15 protein-coding genes are annotated in these 17,006 nt (G+C 59.3%); all 15 read right to left on the bottom strand.

Translation table 11 applies throughout. The features are described 5' to 3' along the window. Positions 1–156: 156 nt before the first annotated feature. Positions 157–534, bottom strand: coding sequence for a hypothetical protein (locus ACYZT6_RS16485; protein WP_462027815.1), 378 nt, complete (start codon positions 532–534; stop codon positions 157–159). After that, the gene (locus tag ACYZT6_RS16480; RefSeq protein ID WP_462027814.1) at positions 531–1,871 is read right to left on the bottom strand and encodes a hypothetical protein; all 1,341 of its coding nucleotides are present in this window, start codon (positions 1,869–1,871) and stop codon (positions 531–533) included. The genes ACYZT6_RS16485 and ACYZT6_RS16480 overlap by 4 nt, the downstream gene beginning before the upstream one ends. A gap of 433 nt (positions 1,872–2,304) precedes the next feature. After that, entirely contained in the window at positions 2,305–2,682 is a 378-nt protein-coding gene (locus tag ACYZT6_RS16475; RefSeq protein WP_462027813.1) for a type II toxin-antitoxin system VapC family toxin, read from the bottom strand. After that, the gene (locus tag ACYZT6_RS16470; RefSeq protein WP_462027812.1) at positions 2,679–3,062 is read right to left on the bottom strand and encodes a type II toxin-antitoxin system Phd/YefM family antitoxin; all 384 of its coding nucleotides are present in this window, start codon (positions 3,060–3,062) and stop codon (positions 2,679–2,681) included. Before ACYZT6_RS16470 ends, ACYZT6_RS16475 begins: the two co-directional genes overlap by 4 nt. A gap of 175 nt (positions 3,063–3,237) precedes the next feature. Next, positions 3,238–4,701, bottom strand: coding sequence for an NADH-quinone oxidoreductase subunit NuoN (gene nuoN, locus ACYZT6_RS16465; RefSeq protein WP_462027811.1), 1,464 nt, complete (start codon positions 4,699–4,701; stop codon positions 3,238–3,240). Positions 4,702–4,708: 7 nt separating this feature from the next. Then, a complete protein-coding gene (gene nuoM / locus ACYZT6_RS16460) occupies positions 4,709–6,241 on the bottom strand; it encodes an NADH-quinone oxidoreductase subunit M (protein WP_462027810.1) in 1,533 nt (510 codons plus the stop codon). Positions 6,242–6,281: 40 nt separating this feature from the next. Then, positions 6,282–8,135: an NADH-quinone oxidoreductase subunit L gene (gene nuoL, locus ACYZT6_RS16455; protein ID WP_462027809.1), complete on the bottom strand. Its 1,854-nt coding sequence runs from the start codon at positions 8,133–8,135 to the stop codon at positions 6,282–6,284. Then, complete coding sequence (nuoK, locus tag ACYZT6_RS16450; RefSeq protein WP_010458852.1) at positions 8,132–8,440, bottom strand: NADH-quinone oxidoreductase subunit NuoK; 309 nt, start codon at positions 8,438–8,440, stop codon at positions 8,132–8,134. The genes nuoL and nuoK overlap by 4 nt, the downstream gene beginning before the upstream one ends. 2 nt (positions 8,441–8,442) lie before the next feature. Then, positions 8,443–8,946: an NADH-quinone oxidoreductase subunit J gene (nuoJ, locus tag ACYZT6_RS16445; RefSeq protein ID WP_007905076.1), complete on the bottom strand. Its 504-nt coding sequence runs from the start codon at positions 8,944–8,946 to the stop codon at positions 8,443–8,445. A 9-nt stretch (positions 8,947–8,955) separates the two neighbouring features. Beyond that, the gene (gene nuoI, locus ACYZT6_RS16440; RefSeq protein ID WP_007905075.1) at positions 8,956–9,501 is read right to left on the bottom strand and encodes an NADH-quinone oxidoreductase subunit NuoI; all 546 of its coding nucleotides are present in this window, start codon (positions 9,499–9,501) and stop codon (positions 8,956–8,958) included. A gap of 12 nt (positions 9,502–9,513) precedes the next feature. Then, a complete protein-coding gene (gene nuoH / locus ACYZT6_RS16435) occupies positions 9,514–10,521 on the bottom strand; it encodes an NADH-quinone oxidoreductase subunit NuoH (RefSeq protein ID WP_436274337.1) in 1,008 nt (335 codons plus the stop codon). Further along, positions 10,518–13,232: an NADH-quinone oxidoreductase subunit NuoG gene (gene nuoG / locus ACYZT6_RS16430; protein WP_462027808.1), complete on the bottom strand. Its 2,715-nt coding sequence runs from the start codon at positions 13,230–13,232 to the stop codon at positions 10,518–10,520. The genes nuoH and nuoG overlap by 4 nt, the downstream gene beginning before the upstream one ends. A 137-nt stretch (positions 13,233–13,369) precedes the next feature. Next, positions 13,370–14,725 carry an NADH-quinone oxidoreductase subunit NuoF gene (nuoF, locus tag ACYZT6_RS16425; RefSeq protein WP_462027807.1) on the bottom strand — a complete coding sequence of 452 codons (1,356 nt, stop codon included), beginning with the start codon at positions 14,723–14,725 and terminating at the stop codon, positions 13,370–13,372. Further along, the gene (gene nuoE, locus ACYZT6_RS16420; protein ID WP_008020715.1) at positions 14,722–15,219 is read right to left on the bottom strand and encodes an NADH-quinone oxidoreductase subunit NuoE; all 498 of its coding nucleotides are present in this window, start codon (positions 15,217–15,219) and stop codon (positions 14,722–14,724) included. Before nuoE ends, nuoF begins: the two co-directional genes overlap by 4 nt. Before the next feature lie 2 nt (positions 15,220–15,221). Then, positions 15,222–17,006: an NADH-quinone oxidoreductase subunit C/D gene (gene nuoC, locus ACYZT6_RS16415; RefSeq protein ID WP_462027806.1), complete on the bottom strand. Its 1,785-nt coding sequence runs from the start codon at positions 17,004–17,006 to the stop codon at positions 15,222–15,224.

The following is a 17,006-nucleotide window of genomic DNA, read 5'->3' as shown; positions in this document are numbered from 1 at the left end:
CGCAGAAGGGCCGCGTTTTTATTGAAAGGCTGATAATCGGTTTCGCTGCTGTCAGGCAAATACCCCAAAGAGGGTTCCGCCGAGATAGATCACGCAATTACCTAGAAAAGAATAACCAAGCATTCGAGAGATAGACGACCTGAAGATGAGGGGCAATCACAGAAAACCCTTAACATTGATCCAGACTAGGATTAAAAAAAACCACAAGATACAAAATGCATTGATGTGGCCGGGAATGACTACCCAAGGGCGCAATTTTTTTGGAAAGTTTTCTACCTCGTCAATGGAACCTGGATCCATATTGCGAAAGAATTTTAAGGTTAATAGAGCATATGCAATTTCCAGACTTCCTACTTTGAAAATAAACGCAGTACTTTTATCTCCTCGATGAGATGCGACGAAGCGAGAGTTAGCGAGGTGGCTTTGAATTTCTTCTAGTTTGTGGGTTGCTACGTAAGCTGAAAACAAGTAGTTCAAAAAAAACAATACAAAAAGTGGGGCTCCGGATAAGCCAATTAATTGGTCAAAGGTCATTGCTGGTTCACCTCGTACAGTTTTTCGCCGATAAATTCTCCGGCTTGACCACCGCTATCTCCCATTTGTGCGGCAAGCATACCGCTCACAACAAGCATGCACGCTAATCCTCCAGTACCCACTGTTCCCACCCCAATCGCAGCACAGGTCATTTGTGCAACAATTGGCGCCAGTCGGCTAGCAATCATTCCGCCTGCAACGTTTCCAGATAGTTTCGAGCCCTCCACATATTTTGCCTGACGACATTCCTCCTCGCGTCCGGTGCGACATGCCTCGTGAATCTTCATTGCCGCTGAACCAGCACCTAGACCAATCGCCACATAACCGCCGGCTTTGATGTATTTAGACGCTCGCGCCACGCCTTCGATATGAGTCGCATAACCCGGCATTTGAGTCGGTGCTCCAGCCTTGCTCCAGTTGTGAACCATCCGTCGCGTGGACAAGCCTAGTGCGCGTTTGAGCTTGGGATGATCTGGAATACCTGTCGCTTTTCGAACCAAAGGCCCTAAACCTGCATCCAGTTTCGCCATCAGCCTTTTGCGTTTCGCAAAAAAATCCGGGGATTTCAGATGGCCATACTGGCGGTACTGCTCCATGTGTAACCGCTCCAGTTCTTTAAGCGTGTTCTTAAGCGTTTCCATCTGCTGACCCACCATAAACGACGCTACACCCAACGCTCCGGAAGAGACGCCCAAAAACGGCTCAATCACCTCATGATGCTCAACCATGAACGAAGCCTCTTCATCCGTCAGATCTTTCAGCGCTTCATTAACTTTTTCCGCAGCCGCCATCATCTGTGCCTCTTCGCGTCGGCACATGTAGTTGCGCGAGTCGCTGAAAATGACCATTTGCCCCGGTTTTACGTGTTCACCGAGGTGGCGATTGAGCGAGCGGAACTCGCGGCGCAGCACATCACTGGGTGTGATTTCGTACAGCGAGCGTTCCAGCGCTTCGAGGGTCATGGGTGTCTGGACGATGTGGAAGCCGGACTCTGCCGGTTTGGGCAGGGTGAAGGCATGTTCTTGTACCAGATGCTGTGCGGGTGCTGGCTCGGTTTTGGGTTTGAAGGCGTTCCAGGAGGCACCGCCGTTATCCGCAGTAACACGCGGCTTTACCAATGCCCAGTCACCGTTACTGACCGCATCAATGAGTTTTCGTTGGTTGACACCTTGCAGGTAGTTGGAGCGATGAAGGCCCAACGCGTTTAGCAGATCGTCGAAGCCAGGCAGCTCGTCGGGGCGATTCAGAGCCTGCCGGAACTCTTCCATGGTTTGGTAAGGGTCGAGTAGTTGACTACGTTGGCCATGGAGTTCGCTTTTGGGGATGAGTCTAGTCACGTTCGTGTCCCGATTCGTAAATCGGGGGACTTTGGCGAGCAGCCTCAATTTTAAATGCCGGGTGATTCTGTTTTAGGTGTAGGGGAAATCCGATTTATCCGCGCGCCACAGGTTGGGCAATAAAAGGGCACCCACGAAGGACTCCAAGAGATTTAGCATTTTCATGGGAACCGACAATCCCGCGAGAGCTTTCGGGAATTGCAGAAGGAGGGGGAGGGCAGCAGTAACAAATCCCACAAACGCAAAAACGGCACCCGAAGGTGCCCTGCGTATATTTCTTTCACAAGAATCGAATAGGTCAAGGCTGCTGTGCCTGCCAATTCGGTCAAGTCATTACGTTAAAGTCAAAGGCAGGATCGGGATGTAGGACGCAGGTGATTCATCCGCGAGGGAATTCTGGATGTCGGGCAGGAGTGGGGGGAGTGCGGTCCGGTTAGACCAAAATTGCTAAATCTGTATACCTGGCAACCAATGGATCGGCGGTGAGTAGCTTCATGGGTTCCGTCATGGCGGTTGCAACAATCAGCCGGTCGAATGGGTCACGGTGGTGATGTTCGAGGTCTTTCACTGCTATGGCGTGTTCTGAGGTTACTGGCAGTTCGATGAAGCCGCTTTCGAGGCTGTACTGCCGGATTTCCTCCAGGTCAACGTTTAGCTTTCCCAGTCCAACCTTGATCGCCATTTCCCAGAATGTCGCTGCACTGATGTAAATGTCAGCAGCGTTTTCAATGAGCTTTCTGGCTTTGCCAGATAGCTTGGGGTCATCGCCGAGCGTCCAAAGCAGAATGTGAGTATCGAGCAGAACCCTCATTCTTGAGTTCCTTCGAAGGCATCCAGCATTTCGACCGACAGCGGTGCATCAAAGTCTTCAGGCAGGATCAGCTTACCTTTCATTGCGCCGATACGGCGTGCTGAGGATTTTCCCACTGGAACCAGTCGGGCAAGGGCTCGACCATGTTTAGCAATGGTGATGATCTGTCCGGCTGCTGCGTCATCGACGAGCTTGGACAAATTGTTTTTCGCTTCGGCTAACGGAACGATGATCATAATTTCTCCCGCATATTCTGGACAAATATAGCCAGAATCTTTGGAGGCGGCAAAGGCGAGAGGACGATAGGTCAAACTGTTATGTGGCGAGTGAGTGGTCAATTCGAAACCACTATCCGATCTCGAAAGAATGTCTAGCTTCATTGGATGCTCCTGATTAGCTCTTCACCCACCTTAGCGCTCAGCAACGGCAACCGGATGTCAGTCGATGCCGATGTGGTTGAAGTCCCTTTCCGAGAAAGGGGAGAGCAATCCCCCAAAACGCAAAAACGGCACCCGAAGGTGCCGTTTTTGTTTGTAGCCAGATATCGCCGAGCGATCAGCCCGTCAGACCTGCCTGCTGAACCAGAGTCAGCAGCGGTTGTGGGTAGACGCCGAGGAAGAATGCCACCAGCGCGATGGCCAGCAGCATCACGCCGCCTGCACGTTGTTCCCAGTGCAGTTGCGCATCGTGGCGACGCAGGTTCGGCTCGATCAGGTACAGGGTGACCATCACGCGCAGGTAGTAGAAGACGCCGATGGCGCTGCCCAGTACCAGGGAACCGACCAGCCACCATTGGTGCGACTCGACACCGGTAGCGATGATGTAGAACTTGCCGATGAAGCCCGCGGTCAGCGGGATACCGGCCAGGGACAGCATCATCACGGTCAGCACGGCGGTCAGGTACGGACGGCGCCAGAACAGGCCGCGGTATTCGTACAGGGCGTCCGCGTCACGGCCGTTGTACGGCGAGGACATCAGCGTGATCACGCCGAACGCGCCGAGGCTGGTGATGACGTAGGTGACCAGGTACACGCCGATGGCTTCCACGGCCAGACCCTTGCTCGCCACCAGGGCGATCAGCAGGTAACCGAAGTGAGCGATGGACGAGTAACCCAGCAGACGCTTGAGGTTGCTCTGGGTCAGGGCCAGCAGGTTACCGAACAGGATTGACGCGATGGCGATGATGGTCAGCACGTCGCTCAGCACACCGCTGCTTGCCGCTGGCGAGATCTGGAACAGACGCACCATTACCGCGAACACAGCGACTTTGGACGCGGTGGCCAGGAACGCGGCCACCGGTGCCGGAGCACCTTCGTAAACGTCCGGTGTCCAGAGGTGGAACGGTACCAGCGACAGCTTGAACGCCAGACCGATCAACATCATGCCCAGGCCCAGTTGCGCCAGGGAGCTTGGCAGACCCGTAGCCGCGAGAGCCTGGCCGATACCGACGAAGCTCAGGCTGCCGGAGTCGGCGTACAGCAGGGCCATACCGAACAACAGGAACGCGGAACCGGCAGCCGACAGCACCATGTACTTGATACCTGCTTCCAGCGAGCGCTTGTTGAAGAAGGCGTAAGCCACCAGACCGTAGACCGGCACCGAGAGCAGTTCCAGACCGATGAACAACCCGGCCAGGTGCTGCGCGCTGACCAGGACCAGGCCACCGGCGGCGGCCATCAGGATCAGCAGGTAAAGTTCTTCACGGTTGCCCGGGTAACCCGAACCGCCATCGCCGAGGTAGGCGTGGGCGAGGGTCACACAGGCGAGGGTGGCGACCAGGATCAGCGCCATGTACAGGCAAGCGAAGCTGTCGATCTGCAGCAACGGGGTCACGGCCAGAGGCGCGACCTTCAGGGCTGGCAGGATCGACAGCAACGCCAGGTTCAGACCCGCCACGGAAATCAGGAAGGTCTGCGAGTGGTTGCGGCGCCAGGCAATCGCCAGCATCACCACGATGATCGTGGCGCTGGTGATCAACAACGGCGCAAGCGCGATAAAGTGTTGAGTCGTGAATTCCATAGCGCTCTTACCGGGCCGAAGCGAGTTGAGTGAAGGCGGTGCCGAGCCATTGCTGCACGCCATGCATCGTCGCAGCAGAGGTATCGAGGAACGGTTGCGGGTACACGCCGATGTAAATCAGCAATGCCGCCAGACCGACCACCATGATCAGTTCGCGACCGTCCATGCCATGCAACACCGCGTCCGATTTGGCCGGGCCGAAGTAGGCACGGTGGATCATGATCAGCGAGTAGACCGAACCGAACACCAGGCCGGACGTCGCGATGATGGTGATCCATGGGGCGCCAGGGAACGAGCCGATCAGGATCAGGAACTCACCGACGAAGTTACCGGTGCCCGGCAAGCCCAGGGACGCGGCCGCGAAGAACAGGCTGATGGCCGGCAGGTAAGCGATCTTCGACCACAGGCCACCCATTTCACGCATGTCGCGGGTGTGGGTGCGCTCGTACAGCTGACCGCTGAGGATAAAGAGTGCCGCGGCCGACAGACCGTGCGCCAGCATCTGCATCACCGCACCCTGCAGCGCCAGTTGGCTGCCGGAGTAGATGCCGATCAACACGAAGCCCATGTGGGAAACGGAGGAGTAGGCAATCAGACGCTTGATGTCGGTTTGTGCAAAGGCCAGGAACGCACCGTAGAAGATCCCGATCAGACCCAGGGTCATGGCGATCGGCGCAAACTCGGCCGAGGCATTCGGGAACAGCGGCAGGGCGAAACGCAGCAGACCGTAAGCAGCAGTCTTCAACAAGATACCGGCCAAGTCGACCGAACCTGCTGTTGGCGCCTGGGCGTGAGCGTCAGGCAACCAGGAGTGGAACGGTACGACTGGCAACTTGACCGCGAAGGCGATGAAGAAGCCGAGCATCAGGATGTACTCGGTGGTGAGCGACATCTTGGTTTTCAACAGGTCGGCGTAGTTGAAGGTAATCACGCCGGTGTCGTTGAAGTTGACCAGTACCAGACCCAGGATCGCCACCAGCATGATCAGGCCGGACGCCTGAGTGAAGATGAAGAACTTGGTCGCCGCGTAGATCCGGGTTTTCTTGCCGTCCGAAGAGCTGTGACCCCAGAGCGCGATGAGGAAGTACATCGGCACCAGCATCATTTCCCAGAAGAAGAAGAACATGAACAGGTCGAGGGCGAGGAACACGCCGACGACACCGCCCAGGATCCACATCAGGTTCAAGTGGAAGAAGCCAACGTGACGCTGGATCTCTTTCCACGAGCAGAGTACCGAGAGGATACCCAGTAGACCGGTCAGCAGGATCATCAGCAGCGACAGGCCGTCGAGGGCCAGGTGCACGCTGATGCCGAAGCGCTCGATCCAGATGTGCTTGAACTCAAGCGCCCAGGTCGGATCGGCGCCAGGCGCCGGAGCAAATGAATAATTACCGTGGGCCCACAGCCAGAGGCCGAGCGCGAGTTCCAGGGTCATGGTCAACAGCGCAATCCAGCGGGGGAGGGTAGCGCCGAAGCGCTCACCCATCCAGCACAGCAGGCCGCCGATGAAGGGGATCAGGATTAGCCAAGGCAGAATCATGACGGGCTCAATTCCTTTCGCAAGTTCGCAAGGTTCATATTCAGACCGCTACCAGCACGATGGCGCCGATGACCAGCACGGAGCCGGCTGCCATCGATGCCGCGTACCAACGCAGTTGACCGGTTTCGGTACGGCTCAGAGCGGTGTGACCGCCTTTGGCCATACGCGGGATCAGACCGATGGTCTGGTCGAGCGGGTCTCTGCGCAGTGCGTGGCTGATCGCAAGGTATGGCTTGACGAACAGTTTGTCGTAGATCCAGTCGAAGCCCCAGGCAGCGAACCACCAGGCCGAAAGGAAGCGGCCGATACCGCTGTTGGCGATTGCAGTGACGAAACGACGCTTGCCGAGGAACAGTAGCGCGGCCAGCAGGATACCGGCCAGGGCAATGGCGCCCGAAGCGATTTCCAGACTGTGCTTGGCTTCGCCGCCGGCATGGCCGACGCTTTCCGGCAGTACGCCGTGCAGCGGCGGAACGATCATCGCGCCGACGAAGGTCGACAGGACGATCAGCACCGACAGTGGCAGCCAGTGAGCGATGCCGTGACCGGCGTGGGCTTCGGTCTTCGCTTCACCGTGGAACGCGATGAAGATCAGGCGGAAGGTGTACAGCGAGGTCATGAACGCGCCGACCAGACCTGCGTAAAGCAGACCGTGGTTGCCGCTGGCGAACGCTTCCCAGAGGATTTCGTCCTTGGAGTAGAAGCCTGCGGTCACCAGTGGCAGGGCAGACAATGCCGCGCCGCCGACGATGAAGCTGGCGTAGGCCAGTGGCAGTTTCTTCCACAGGCCGCCCATCTTGAAGATGTTCTGCTCGTGGTGGCAGGCAACGATCACCGCACCGGACGCAAGGAACAGCAGCGCCTTGAAGAAGGCGTGGGTCATCAGGTGGAAGATCGCGCCATCCCATGCGCCAACGCCCAGCGCCAGGAACATGTAGCCGATCTGGCTCATGGTCGAGTAGGCGAGGATACGTTTGATGTCGGTCTGCACCAGTGCCGCAAAACCGGCGAGTACCAAGGTCACACCGCCGACAACGCCGACGAGGTGCAGGATGTCCGGCGCCAACGCAAACAGGCCGTGGGTACGGGCGATCAGGTAGACACCGGCGGTTACCATCGTTGCGGCGTGGATCAGTGCCGAAACCGGGGTAGGACCGGCCATCGCATCCGCCAGCCAGGTTTGCAGCGGCAGTTGCGCGGATTTACCGACAGCGCCGCCCAGCAGCATCAGGGTGGCCATGACCATCCAGAAGTCGCCGGCCTGGAATTTCTGCGGTGCCAGCACCAGCAGTTCCTGGATATTCAGCGTGCCCAGTTGCGCGAACAGAATGAACAGGCCGATGGCCATGAACACGTCGCCGATACGGGTCACGATGAAGGCTTTCAGTGCCGCGTTACCGTTGTTGCGGTTGCTGTAGTAGAAACCGATCAACAGATACGAGCACAGGCCCACGCCTTCCCAACCGAAGTACAGGAACAACAGGTTATCGCCCAGGACCAGGAACAGCATGCTAGCGATAAACAGGTTGGTGTAGGCGAAGAAGCGCGAGTAACCGGCTTCACCGCGCATGTACCAGGACGCGAACAGGTGGATCAGGAAGCCGACACCGACGACAACACCGAGCATGGTCAGGGACAGACCATCCAGGTACAGCGCAAAGTTCGGCGTGAAGCCTTCCACCGCCATCCACTGCCACAACACCTGGGTGTAGTGACCGCCTTCAGGTGGCGCGACATTGAATTGCCAGATCACGTAAGCCGTGACGATGGCCGACAAGCCGATGGAACCGACGCCAATCAGCGCCGACAGGTTTTCCGAAAGGCGGCCGCGTGAGAACGCCAGCAGCAGGAAACCTATGAGAGGGAATACGAAAGTCAGATAGAGAAGATTCATCCGCGCATCTCGCTGGCAGCGTCGATATCGAGAGTGTGGAAGCGGCGATACAGCTGCAACAGAATCGCCAGGCCAATACTGGCCTCGGCGGCTGCCAGGCTGATCACCAGGATGAACATGATCTGTCCATCCGGCTGACCCCAGCGGCTACCGGCGACGATGAAGGCCAGTGCGGAGGCATTCATCATGATCTCCAGGCTCATCAGCACGAAGAGAATGTTGCGGCGGACCATCAGGCCGACCAGACCGAGGCAGAACAGGATGCCGGCAACCGCCAGACCATGCTCCAGAGGGATAGCAGGCATCGTCATTGCTCCTTGGCTTCGTTGCGGCCCAGGTGGAACGCCGTGACGGCTGCGGCGAGCAGCAGCATCGAGGCGAGTTCGACCACCAGCAGATAAGGGCCGAACAGGCTGATGCCCACGGCCTTGGCGTCTACGGTGGTGTGGCCGATGGCCTGACCGCTGGCGTCGCTGAACAGCACGTACAGCAGTTCAACCAGCAGCAGGGTGCCGAGGGCGACCGGGCCGAGCCAGATGCCGGGCTTGAGCCAGACGCGCTCTTGCTGAACCGAGGCGGGCCCCAGGTTCAGCATCATCACCACGAACACGAACAGCACCATGATGGCGCCAGCGTAGGCGATCACTTCCAGAACACCGGCAAACGGTGCGCCGAGGGCGAAGAACGTCATGGCCACGGCGATCAGCGAAATGATCAGGTAGAGCAGGGCGTGCACAGGGTTGGTGTTGGTGATCACGCGAAGCGTGGACACAACAGCGATACCCGATGCGAAATAGAAAGCGAATTCCATCTTTCTTCCTTAAGGCAGCAAGCTCTTCACGTTGATCGGCTGGGCTTCATTCTGCGCGGAGCCTTTCGGCTTCCCGGCAATCGCCATACCTGCAACACGATAGAAGTTGTAATCAGGGTTTTTGCCGGGGCCGGAGATCAGCAGATCTTCTTTCTCGTAAACCAGGTCCTGACGTTTGAACTCGGCCATCTCGAAATCCGGTGTCAGCTGGATCGCGGTGGTCGGGCAGGCTTCCTCGCAGAGGCCGCAGAAAATGCAGCGCGAGAAGTTGATGCGGAAGAAGTCCGGGTACCAGCGACCGTCTTCGGTTTCAGCTTTCTGCAGCGAGATGCAACCGACCGGGCACGCCACGGCGCACAGGTTGCAGGCTACACAACGCTCTTCGCCATCAGGGTCGCGGGTCAGGACGATACGCCCACGAAAGCGCGGCGGCAGGTACACGGCTTCTTCCGGGTACTGCAGCGTGTCGCGCTTGCGGAAGGCATGGCCGAAGATCATCACCAGGCTGCGAAGCTGGGTGAAGAAACCATGCACGATGTCAAAAATGTACTTCATGATTCTCTATCCTCACTGAGCCGCGACGGCGGGCGTGTTGAGCAACACGATCGCAGCGGTCACCAGCATGTTGATGAGGGTCAGCGGCAGGCAGAACTTCCAGCTGAAATCCATCACTTGGTCATACCGTGGGCGCGGGATCGAGGCGCGCAGCAGGATGAAGAACATGATGAAGAACGCGGTTTTCAGTGCAAACCAGATGAACGGGATCTGCGGCAGAATGCCGAACGGACCGTGCCAGCCACCGAAGAACAAGGTCACCAGCAGCGCCGAAATCAACACGATGCCGATGTACTCGCCGACGAAGAACATGCCCCATTTCATGCCGGCGTATTCAATGTGGTAACCGTCGGCCAGTTCCTGCTCCGCTTCCGGCTGGTCGAACGGGTGACGGTGAGTCACGGCGACGCCGGCAATGAAGAAGGTCAGGAAACCGAAGATCTGCGGAATCACGAACCACAGGTTCTGCGCCTGGTATTCAACGATGTCGCGCATGTTGAACGAGCCAACCTGGATCACGATGCCCATCAGCGACAGGCCCATGAACACTTCGTACGACACGGTTTGCGCCGAGGCCCGCAAGCTGCCGAGCAGGGCAAACTTGTTGTTACTCGACCAGCCGGCGAACAGCACCGCGTAGACCGACAGACCGGCCATGGCGAAGAAGAACAGGATCCCGATGTTGATGTCCGCCACACCCCAGGTCGGGGTGATCGGGATGATCGCGAAGGCAATCAGCAAGGCGCTCATGGCCACGACCGGTGCCAAAGTGAAGATCACTTTATCGGCGAACGGTGGGGTCCAGTCTTCCTTGAAGAACATCTTGATCATGTCGGCCGCGATCTGGAATGCGCCGAACGGGCCGACGCGGTTCGGACCGTAACGGTCCTGCCAGAGGGCGAGCAGACGACGCTCGACCCAGCTCAGCAGCGCGCCGCACACCACCACGGCGAGCAGAATCACGATGGCCTTGAGGACCGCGATGATCACGTCAATCACTTCAGGCGTGAACCAGGTCATTGAGCTGCCTCCTGCAGATCGTCAACGGATTTGCCAAAGATCGCTGGCGGAATGCCCGCGATACCGGCCGGCAAGGCGACCAGGCCGGCACCCAGCTCTTCGTTGATGCGCAGCGGCAGACGCAAGGTCTGGCCCGCGACATTCAAGCTGAGCATGGCGCCGTCATTGACACCCAGGCGATCGGCTTCGGATTTGGCCAAAGCGACGTAAGCGGCCGGGATGCGTTCCTGAACCGGCGCGGCTTTGGAAGAGTTCTCTTCGCTGCCGAACAGGTGGAAGAACGGCACAACCTGCCAGGTGCCTTGAGCCGGGTTGAACGCGCGCGGAACACTGGCGAACCAGTTCAGCGAATCACCGGTGCTTTCGATCAGGCGGGTGCCCGGGTCGCCAGCGCGGATGTGACCACCGACTTCGTCCTGGAACTTGTTCCAGGCTTGCGGCGAGTTCCAGCCCGGAGACCAGGCGAAGGGCACTTGCTGACGCGGTTCGACCGAGCCCGAGTAACCTTCCATGGAGAACGAGAACGCGGTGTCGTTATCCTGGGAGGTACGCGGTTCGTGCACGCTGATGTCGGCGCGCATGGCGGTACGACCGGAGTAACGCAAAGGTTCGCGCGCCAGTTTCAGGCCTTTGATGCGGAACGCGGCGGACGGCGCGGCGTCGACGATGCGCGCCAGTTGCGGCGTGCTGGCGGCGACGGCTGCGGTGACGTGGTCCAGTTGGGTCCAGTCGATCGGCTGGTTCAACAGGGTGGCGCGCAGGGCATGCAGCCAGCGCCAGCCTTCGTGAACCAGGATGCTCGCGTCGAGGTAAGTCGGGTCGAAGACCTGGAAGAAGCGCTGGGCGCGGCCTTCCTGGCTGACCAGCGTACCGTCGCCTTCAGCGAAGCTGGCGGCTGGCAGAACCAGGTGCGCGCGATCGCTGGTAGCGGTTTTCTGATGGTCCGCCACGATCACCACTTTCGCGGCGTTCAGGGCAGCATCAACCTTGGCTTTGTCGGTGCGGGTGTACAGATCGTTTTCCAGCACGACGATGGCGTCGGCCTTGCCCTCGATCACCGCTTGCAGCGCGGCGTCGACCGAGTCACCACCGAGCATGGCCAGGCCGAGGCTGTTGGCCTCTGGCACGATCAGGCTGATGGAACCGTTCTTCTCGCGCAGCTTCAAGGCTTTGGCGATGTTCGCCGCCGCTTCAATCAGCGCTTTGGAACCCAGGGAAGTACCGGCAATGATCAGTGGACGCTTGGCGGCGAGCAGGGCGTCGGCAATGCGCTTGGCCAGTTCGAGGGCTTCAGTGTCGAGGCCTTCAACCGCTGGAGCGCTGGCGTCGAGGGCGTGAGCCACGGCGAAACCGATGCGGGCCAGGTCGTCTGGCGCCGCGTGAACGCACTCTTCAGCGATGTCGTCGAGCTTGGTTTCAGCCAGGCTGGCGATGAACAGCGGGTTCAGCGCGTTCTGACCGATGTTCTTCACCGCAGCGTCGAGCCAAGGCTGAACGCGCATGGCATCGGCCATGTCTTCGGCCTTGCCCTTGACCGATTGACGCAGGGACAGTGCCACACGGGCAGCGGTCTGGGTCAGGTCTTCGCCAAGCACGAAGATCGCATCGTGATCTTCGATGTCGCGCATGTTCGGGATCGGCAGCGGGCTGTCTTTCAACACCTGCATGACCAGGCGAATGCGTTCCAGCTCAGCGGCTTCGATACCGGAGTAGAAATGCTCGGCGCCGACCAGTTCGCGCAACGCGTAGTTGCTTTCGAGGCTGGCACGGGGCGAACCGATACCGACGATGTTGCGACCGCGCAGCAGGTCGGCGGCTTTATCCAGCGCTTCGTCGAGGGTCAGCTTGGCGCCGTTGGCCAGCTTTGGCTGACGCGGGCGGTCTTCGCGGTTGACGTAGCCGTAGCCGAAACGGCCACGGTCGCACAGGAAGTACTGGTTTACCGAACCGTTGAAACGGTTTTCGATACGGCGCAGTTCACCGTAGCGCTCGCCCGGGGAGATGTTGCAACCGCTGGAGCAGCCATGGCAGATGCTCGGCGAGAACTGCATGTCCCACTTGCGGTTGTAGCGCTCGGAGTGAGTCTTGTCGGTGAACACACCGGTCGGGCAGACCTCGGTGAGGTTGCCGGAGAACTCGCTTTCCAGGGTGCCGTCTTCAACGCGACCGAAGTACACGTTGTCGTGGGCGCCGAATACACCGAGGTCGGTGCCGCCGGCGTAGTCCTTATAGAAGCGCACGCAGCGGTAGCAAGCGATGCAGCGGTTCATTTCGTGGGAAATGAACGGGCCCAGTTGCTGGTTCTGGTGAGTGCGTTTGGTGAAGCGATAACGGCGCTCGTTGTGACCGGTCATCACGGTCATGTCTTGCAGGTGGCAGTGACCGCCTTCTTCACAGACCGGGCAGTCGTGAGGGTGGTTGGTCATCAGCCATTCAACGACGCTGGCGCGAAACACTTTCGCTTCTTCGTCGTCGATGGAGATCCAGCTGCCGTCGGTGGCGGGGGTCATGCACGACATGACGATTCGACCACGGGTGTCGTTCGCGTCGGTGTACTGCTTGACCGCGCACTGGCGGCAAGCGCCAACGCTGCCTAGGGCTGGGTGCCAGCAGAAATACGGGATATCGAGGCCTAGCGACAGACATGCCTGTAACAGGTTGTCTGCCCCATCGACTTCGAGCTCTTTGCCGTCTACGTGGATAGTGGCCATGGTTCAAAGTTCTTCGTTGGCCCGGTGTCAGCGGGCGTGGCTAATGGAATCTTGTTTTCGTGCGAATCAAAACAGCCCATGAAGGGCGTCATCGAACGAGAAGGCGAAGGGCACGGACCCTTCGCCTTTTTAAGCGTTTACGCGCCGACTACGATCGGCCTTGCCAGAGGCGGGACGGCGGCGCTGGTAGGCGCGATGCCGGCTTCGAACTCATGGCGGAAGTATTTGATTGCGCTGCCCAACGGCTCCACGGCGCCCGGTGCGTGAGCACAGAAGGTCTTGCCCGGGCCGAGGAAACCGACCAGACCCAGCAGGGTCTCGATATCGCCGGCTTGCCCTTCACCGTTCTCGATCGCACGTAGCAGCTTGACGCTCCACGGCAAACCGTCACGGCACGGGGTGCAGAAACCGCACGACTCACGGGAGAAGAACTCTTCCATGTTGCGCAGCAGGGAAACCATGTTGACGCTGTCGTCCACCGCCATGGCCAGGCCGGTACCCATACGGGTGCCCACTTTGGCGATGCCGCCGGCGTACATTTGTGCGTCCAGGTGTTCCGGCAACAGGAAACCGGTACCGGCGCCGCCAGGCTGCCAGCACTTGAGCTTGTAACCGTCGCGCATGCCGCCGGCGTAGTCTTCGAACAACTCGCGACCGGTGACGCCGAATGGCAGTTCCCACAGGCCCGGGTTCTTGACCTTGCCGGAGAAGCCCATGAGCTTGGTGCCCATGTCTTCACTGCCTTCGCGGGCCAACGATTTGTACCAGTCCACGCCGTCGGCAATGATCGCCGGCACGTTGCACAGGGTTTCAACGTTGTTCACGCAGGTCGGCTTGCCCCATACGCCAACGGCGGCAGGGAAGGGCGGCTTGGAGCGCGGGTTGGCGCGGCGGCCTTCGAGGGAGTTGATCAGTGCGGTTTCTTCACCGCAGATATAACGCCCGGCGCCGGTGTGGACGAACAGCTCGAAATCGAAGCCGCTGCCCAGGATGTTCTTGCCCAGCAGGCCCGCTGCCTTGGCTTCTTCCACGGCACGGTTGAGGTGCTTGGCGGCGGTGGTGTATTCGCCACGCAGGAAGATGTAGCCACGGTAGGTTTTCAGCGCGCGAGCACTGATCAGCATGCCTTCGATCAGCAGATGGGGCAGTTGCTCCATCAGCATGCGGTCTTTCCAGGTGTTCGGCTCCATCTCGTCCGCGTTGCACAGCAAATAGCGGATGTTGATGGATTCGTCTTTGGGCATCAGGCCCCACTTCACGCCCGTGGGGAAGCCTGCACCGCCGCGACCTTTAAGACCGGAGTCTTTCACGGTCTGGACGATGTCGTCCTGAGCCATGTCGGCGAAGGCTTTGCGCGCAGCCGCGTAGCCGTTCTTGGCCTGGTACTCGTCGAGCCACACGGCTTCGCCGTCGTCACGCAAACGCCAGGTCAGCGGGTGAGTCTCGGCCGATCGCTTGATGCGGTTTGCAGGACCGAAGGAAGTCAGGGTCATACGTAGCCCTCGAGCAATTTGGCAACGCCGGCAGGCTGCACATCACCGAAAGTGTCGTCGTCGATCATCAACGCCGGCGCCTTGTCGCAGTTGCCGAGGCAGCAGACCGGCAGCAGGGTGAAACGACCGTCGGCGGTGGTCTGACCCAGGCCGATACCCAGTTTGCTCTGGATTTCGCTGACAACGGATTCGTGGCCGCCGATGTAGCAGACCATGCTGTCGCAGACGCGAATGATGTGGCGACCGACTGGCTGGCGGAAGATCTGGCTATAGAACGTCGCCACACCTTCAACGTCGCTGGCCGGGATGCCGAGGATCTCGCCGATGGCGTAGAGCGCGCCGTCAGGCACCCAGCCACGTTCCTTCTGGACGATCTTCAGGGCTTCGATCGACGCCGCGCGCGGGTCTTCGTAGTGATGCAGCTCGTGCTCGATGGCCGAGCGCTCGGTTTCACTCAAGGTGAAACGGTCTGTCTGGATAAGCGTGCTGTTCATGCTTAGCGGTCCACGTCGGCCATAACGAAATCGATACTACCCAGGTACGCGATCAAGTCCGCGACCATGCTGCCTTTGATCACCGAAGGGATCTGCTGCAGGTGCGGGAAGCTTGGGGTGCGAATCCGGGTGCGGTAGCTCATGGTGCCGCCATCGCTCGTCAGGTAATAACTGTTGATGCCCTTGGTCGCTTCGATCATCTGGAAGGATTCGTTGGCCGGCATGACCGGGCCCCACGAAACTTGCAGGAAGTGCGTGATCAGGGTCTCGATGTGTTGCAGCGTGCGTTCTTTCGGCGGCGGCGTGGTCAACGGGTGATCCGCCTTGTACGGGCCTTCCGGCATGTTGCGCATGCACTGCTCGATGATCTTCAGGCTCTGGCGCATTTCTTCGACACGCACGATGCAACGGTCATAGGCATCGCCATTGGCCGCCAGCGGTACTTCGAATTCGAAGTTCTCGTAGCCGGAGTACGGACGAGCCTTGCGCAGGTCGAAATCGCAACCGGTCGAACGCAGGCCGGAACCGGTGACGCCCCATTCCAGGGCTTCTTTGGTGTTATAGGCGGCGACGCCGATGGTCCGGCCACGCAGGATACTGTTGTCCAGAGCGGCTTTCTGGTATTCGTCCAGACGCTTTGGCATCCACTCGACGAAGTCTTTCACCAGTTTTTCCCAGCCGCGCGGCAGGTCGTGCGCGACGCCACCGATGCGGTACCACGCCGGGTGCAGACGGAAACCGGTAATGGCCTCGATCACCGTGTACGCCTTCTGACGGTCGGTGAACGTGAAGAACACCGGGGTCATGGCGCCGACGTCCTGGATGTAAGTCCCCAGGAACAGCAGGTGGCTGGTGATCCGGAAGAACTCGGCCATCATGATGCGGATGACGTCGACTTTCTCGGGCACCTTGATGCCGGCCAGCTTCTCGACCGAGAGCACGTACGGCAGGTTGTTCATCACGCCGCCGAGGTAGTCGATACGGTCGGTGTACGGGATGAAGCTGTGCCAGGACTGACGCTCGGCCATCTTCTCGGCACCACGGTGGTGGTAACCGACGTCCGGCACGCAATCGACGATCTCTTCACCGTCCAGCTGCAGAATGATGCGGAACGCACCGTGCGCGGAAGGGTGGTTGGGGCCGAGGTTGAGGAACATGTAGTCCTCGTTCGCACCGGAACGCTTCATGCCCCAGTCTTCAGGCTTGAAGCGCGCGGCTTCTTCCTCAAGCTGTTGCTTGGCCAGCGTGAGGCTGAACGGATCGAACTCGGTGGCGCGGGCCGGGAAGTCCTTGCGCAGCGGGTGACCTTCCCAGGTCGGCGGCATCATGATGCGGGTCAGGTGCGGGTGGCCGGCAAAGTTGATGCCGTACATGTCCCACACTTCACGCTCGTACCAGTTGGCGTTCGGCCAGATACCGGTCACGGTCGGCACGCTCAGGTCGCTCTCGGACAAGGCGACCTTGATCATTACGTCACTATTACGTTCGATCGACATCAAGTGATAGAACACAGTGAAGTCGGCACCGCTTGGCAGCCCTTGACGCTTGGTGCGCAGACGCTCGTCCACGCCGTGCAGGTCATAGAGCATGACGTACGGCTTGGGCAGGTTGCGCAGGAAAGTCAGGACTTCGACAAGTTTGGCACGCGCAACCCAAAGCACCGGCATGCCGGTGCGGGTAGGCTGGGCGGTGAACGCCTCGGGGCCAAAACGGTTATTCAGTTCGACGACCACATCCTGGTCGTCTGCCTTATAAGGCGGGATGTACAGAGCACTGCCTGTAGTCAT

This window comes from Pseudomonas sp. RT6P73 (assembly GCF_054897715.1).
This window is presented reverse-complemented; position numbering and strand designations above follow the sequence as displayed.

Coding starts and splice junctions, on each gene's coding strand:
- ACYZT6_RS16485 (WP_462027815.1), bottom strand. CDS start 534: ATGACCTTTGACCAATTAATTGGCTTATCCGGAGCCCCACTTTTTGTA.
- ACYZT6_RS16475 (WP_462027813.1), bottom strand. CDS start 2,682: ATGAGGGTTCTGCTCGATACTCACATTCTGCTTTGGACGCTCGGCGAT.
- ACYZT6_RS16470 (WP_462027812.1), bottom strand. CDS start 3,062: ATGAAGCTAGACATTCTTTCGAGATCGGATAGTGGTTTCGAATTGACC.
- nuoN (WP_462027811.1), bottom strand. CDS start 4,701: ATGGAATTCACGACTCAACACTTTATCGCGCTTGCGCCGTTGTTGATC.
- nuoM (WP_462027810.1), bottom strand. CDS start 6,241: ATGATTCTGCCTTGGCTAATCCTGATCCCCTTCATCGGCGGCCTGCTG.
- nuoL (WP_462027809.1), bottom strand. CDS start 8,135: ATGAATCTTCTCTATCTGACTTTCGTATTCCCTCTCATAGGTTTCCTG.
- nuoK (WP_010458852.1), bottom strand. CDS start 8,440: ATGCCTGCTATCCCTCTGGAGCATGGTCTGGCGGTTGCCGGCATCCTG.
- nuoJ (WP_007905076.1), bottom strand. CDS start 8,946: ATGGAATTCGCTTTCTATTTCGCATCGGGTATCGCTGTTGTGTCCACG.
- nuoI (WP_007905075.1), bottom strand. CDS start 9,501: ATGAAGTACATTTTTGACATCGTGCATGGTTTCTTCACCCAGCTTCGC.
- nuoH (WP_436274337.1), bottom strand. CDS start 10,521: ATGACCTGGTTCACGCCTGAAGTGATTGACGTGATCATCGCGGTCCTC.
- nuoG (WP_462027808.1), bottom strand. CDS start 13,232: ATGGCCACTATCCACGTAGACGGCAAAGAGCTCGAAGTCGATGGGGCA.
- nuoF (WP_462027807.1), bottom strand. CDS start 14,725: ATGACCCTGACTTCCTTCGGTCCTGCAAACCGCATCAAGCGATCGGCC.
- nuoE (WP_008020715.1), bottom strand. CDS start 15,219: ATGAACAGCACGCTTATCCAGACAGACCGTTTCACCTTGAGTGAAACC.
- nuoC (WP_462027806.1), bottom strand. CDS start 17,006: ATGACTACAGGCAGTGCTCTGTACATCCCGCCTTATAAGGCAGACGAC.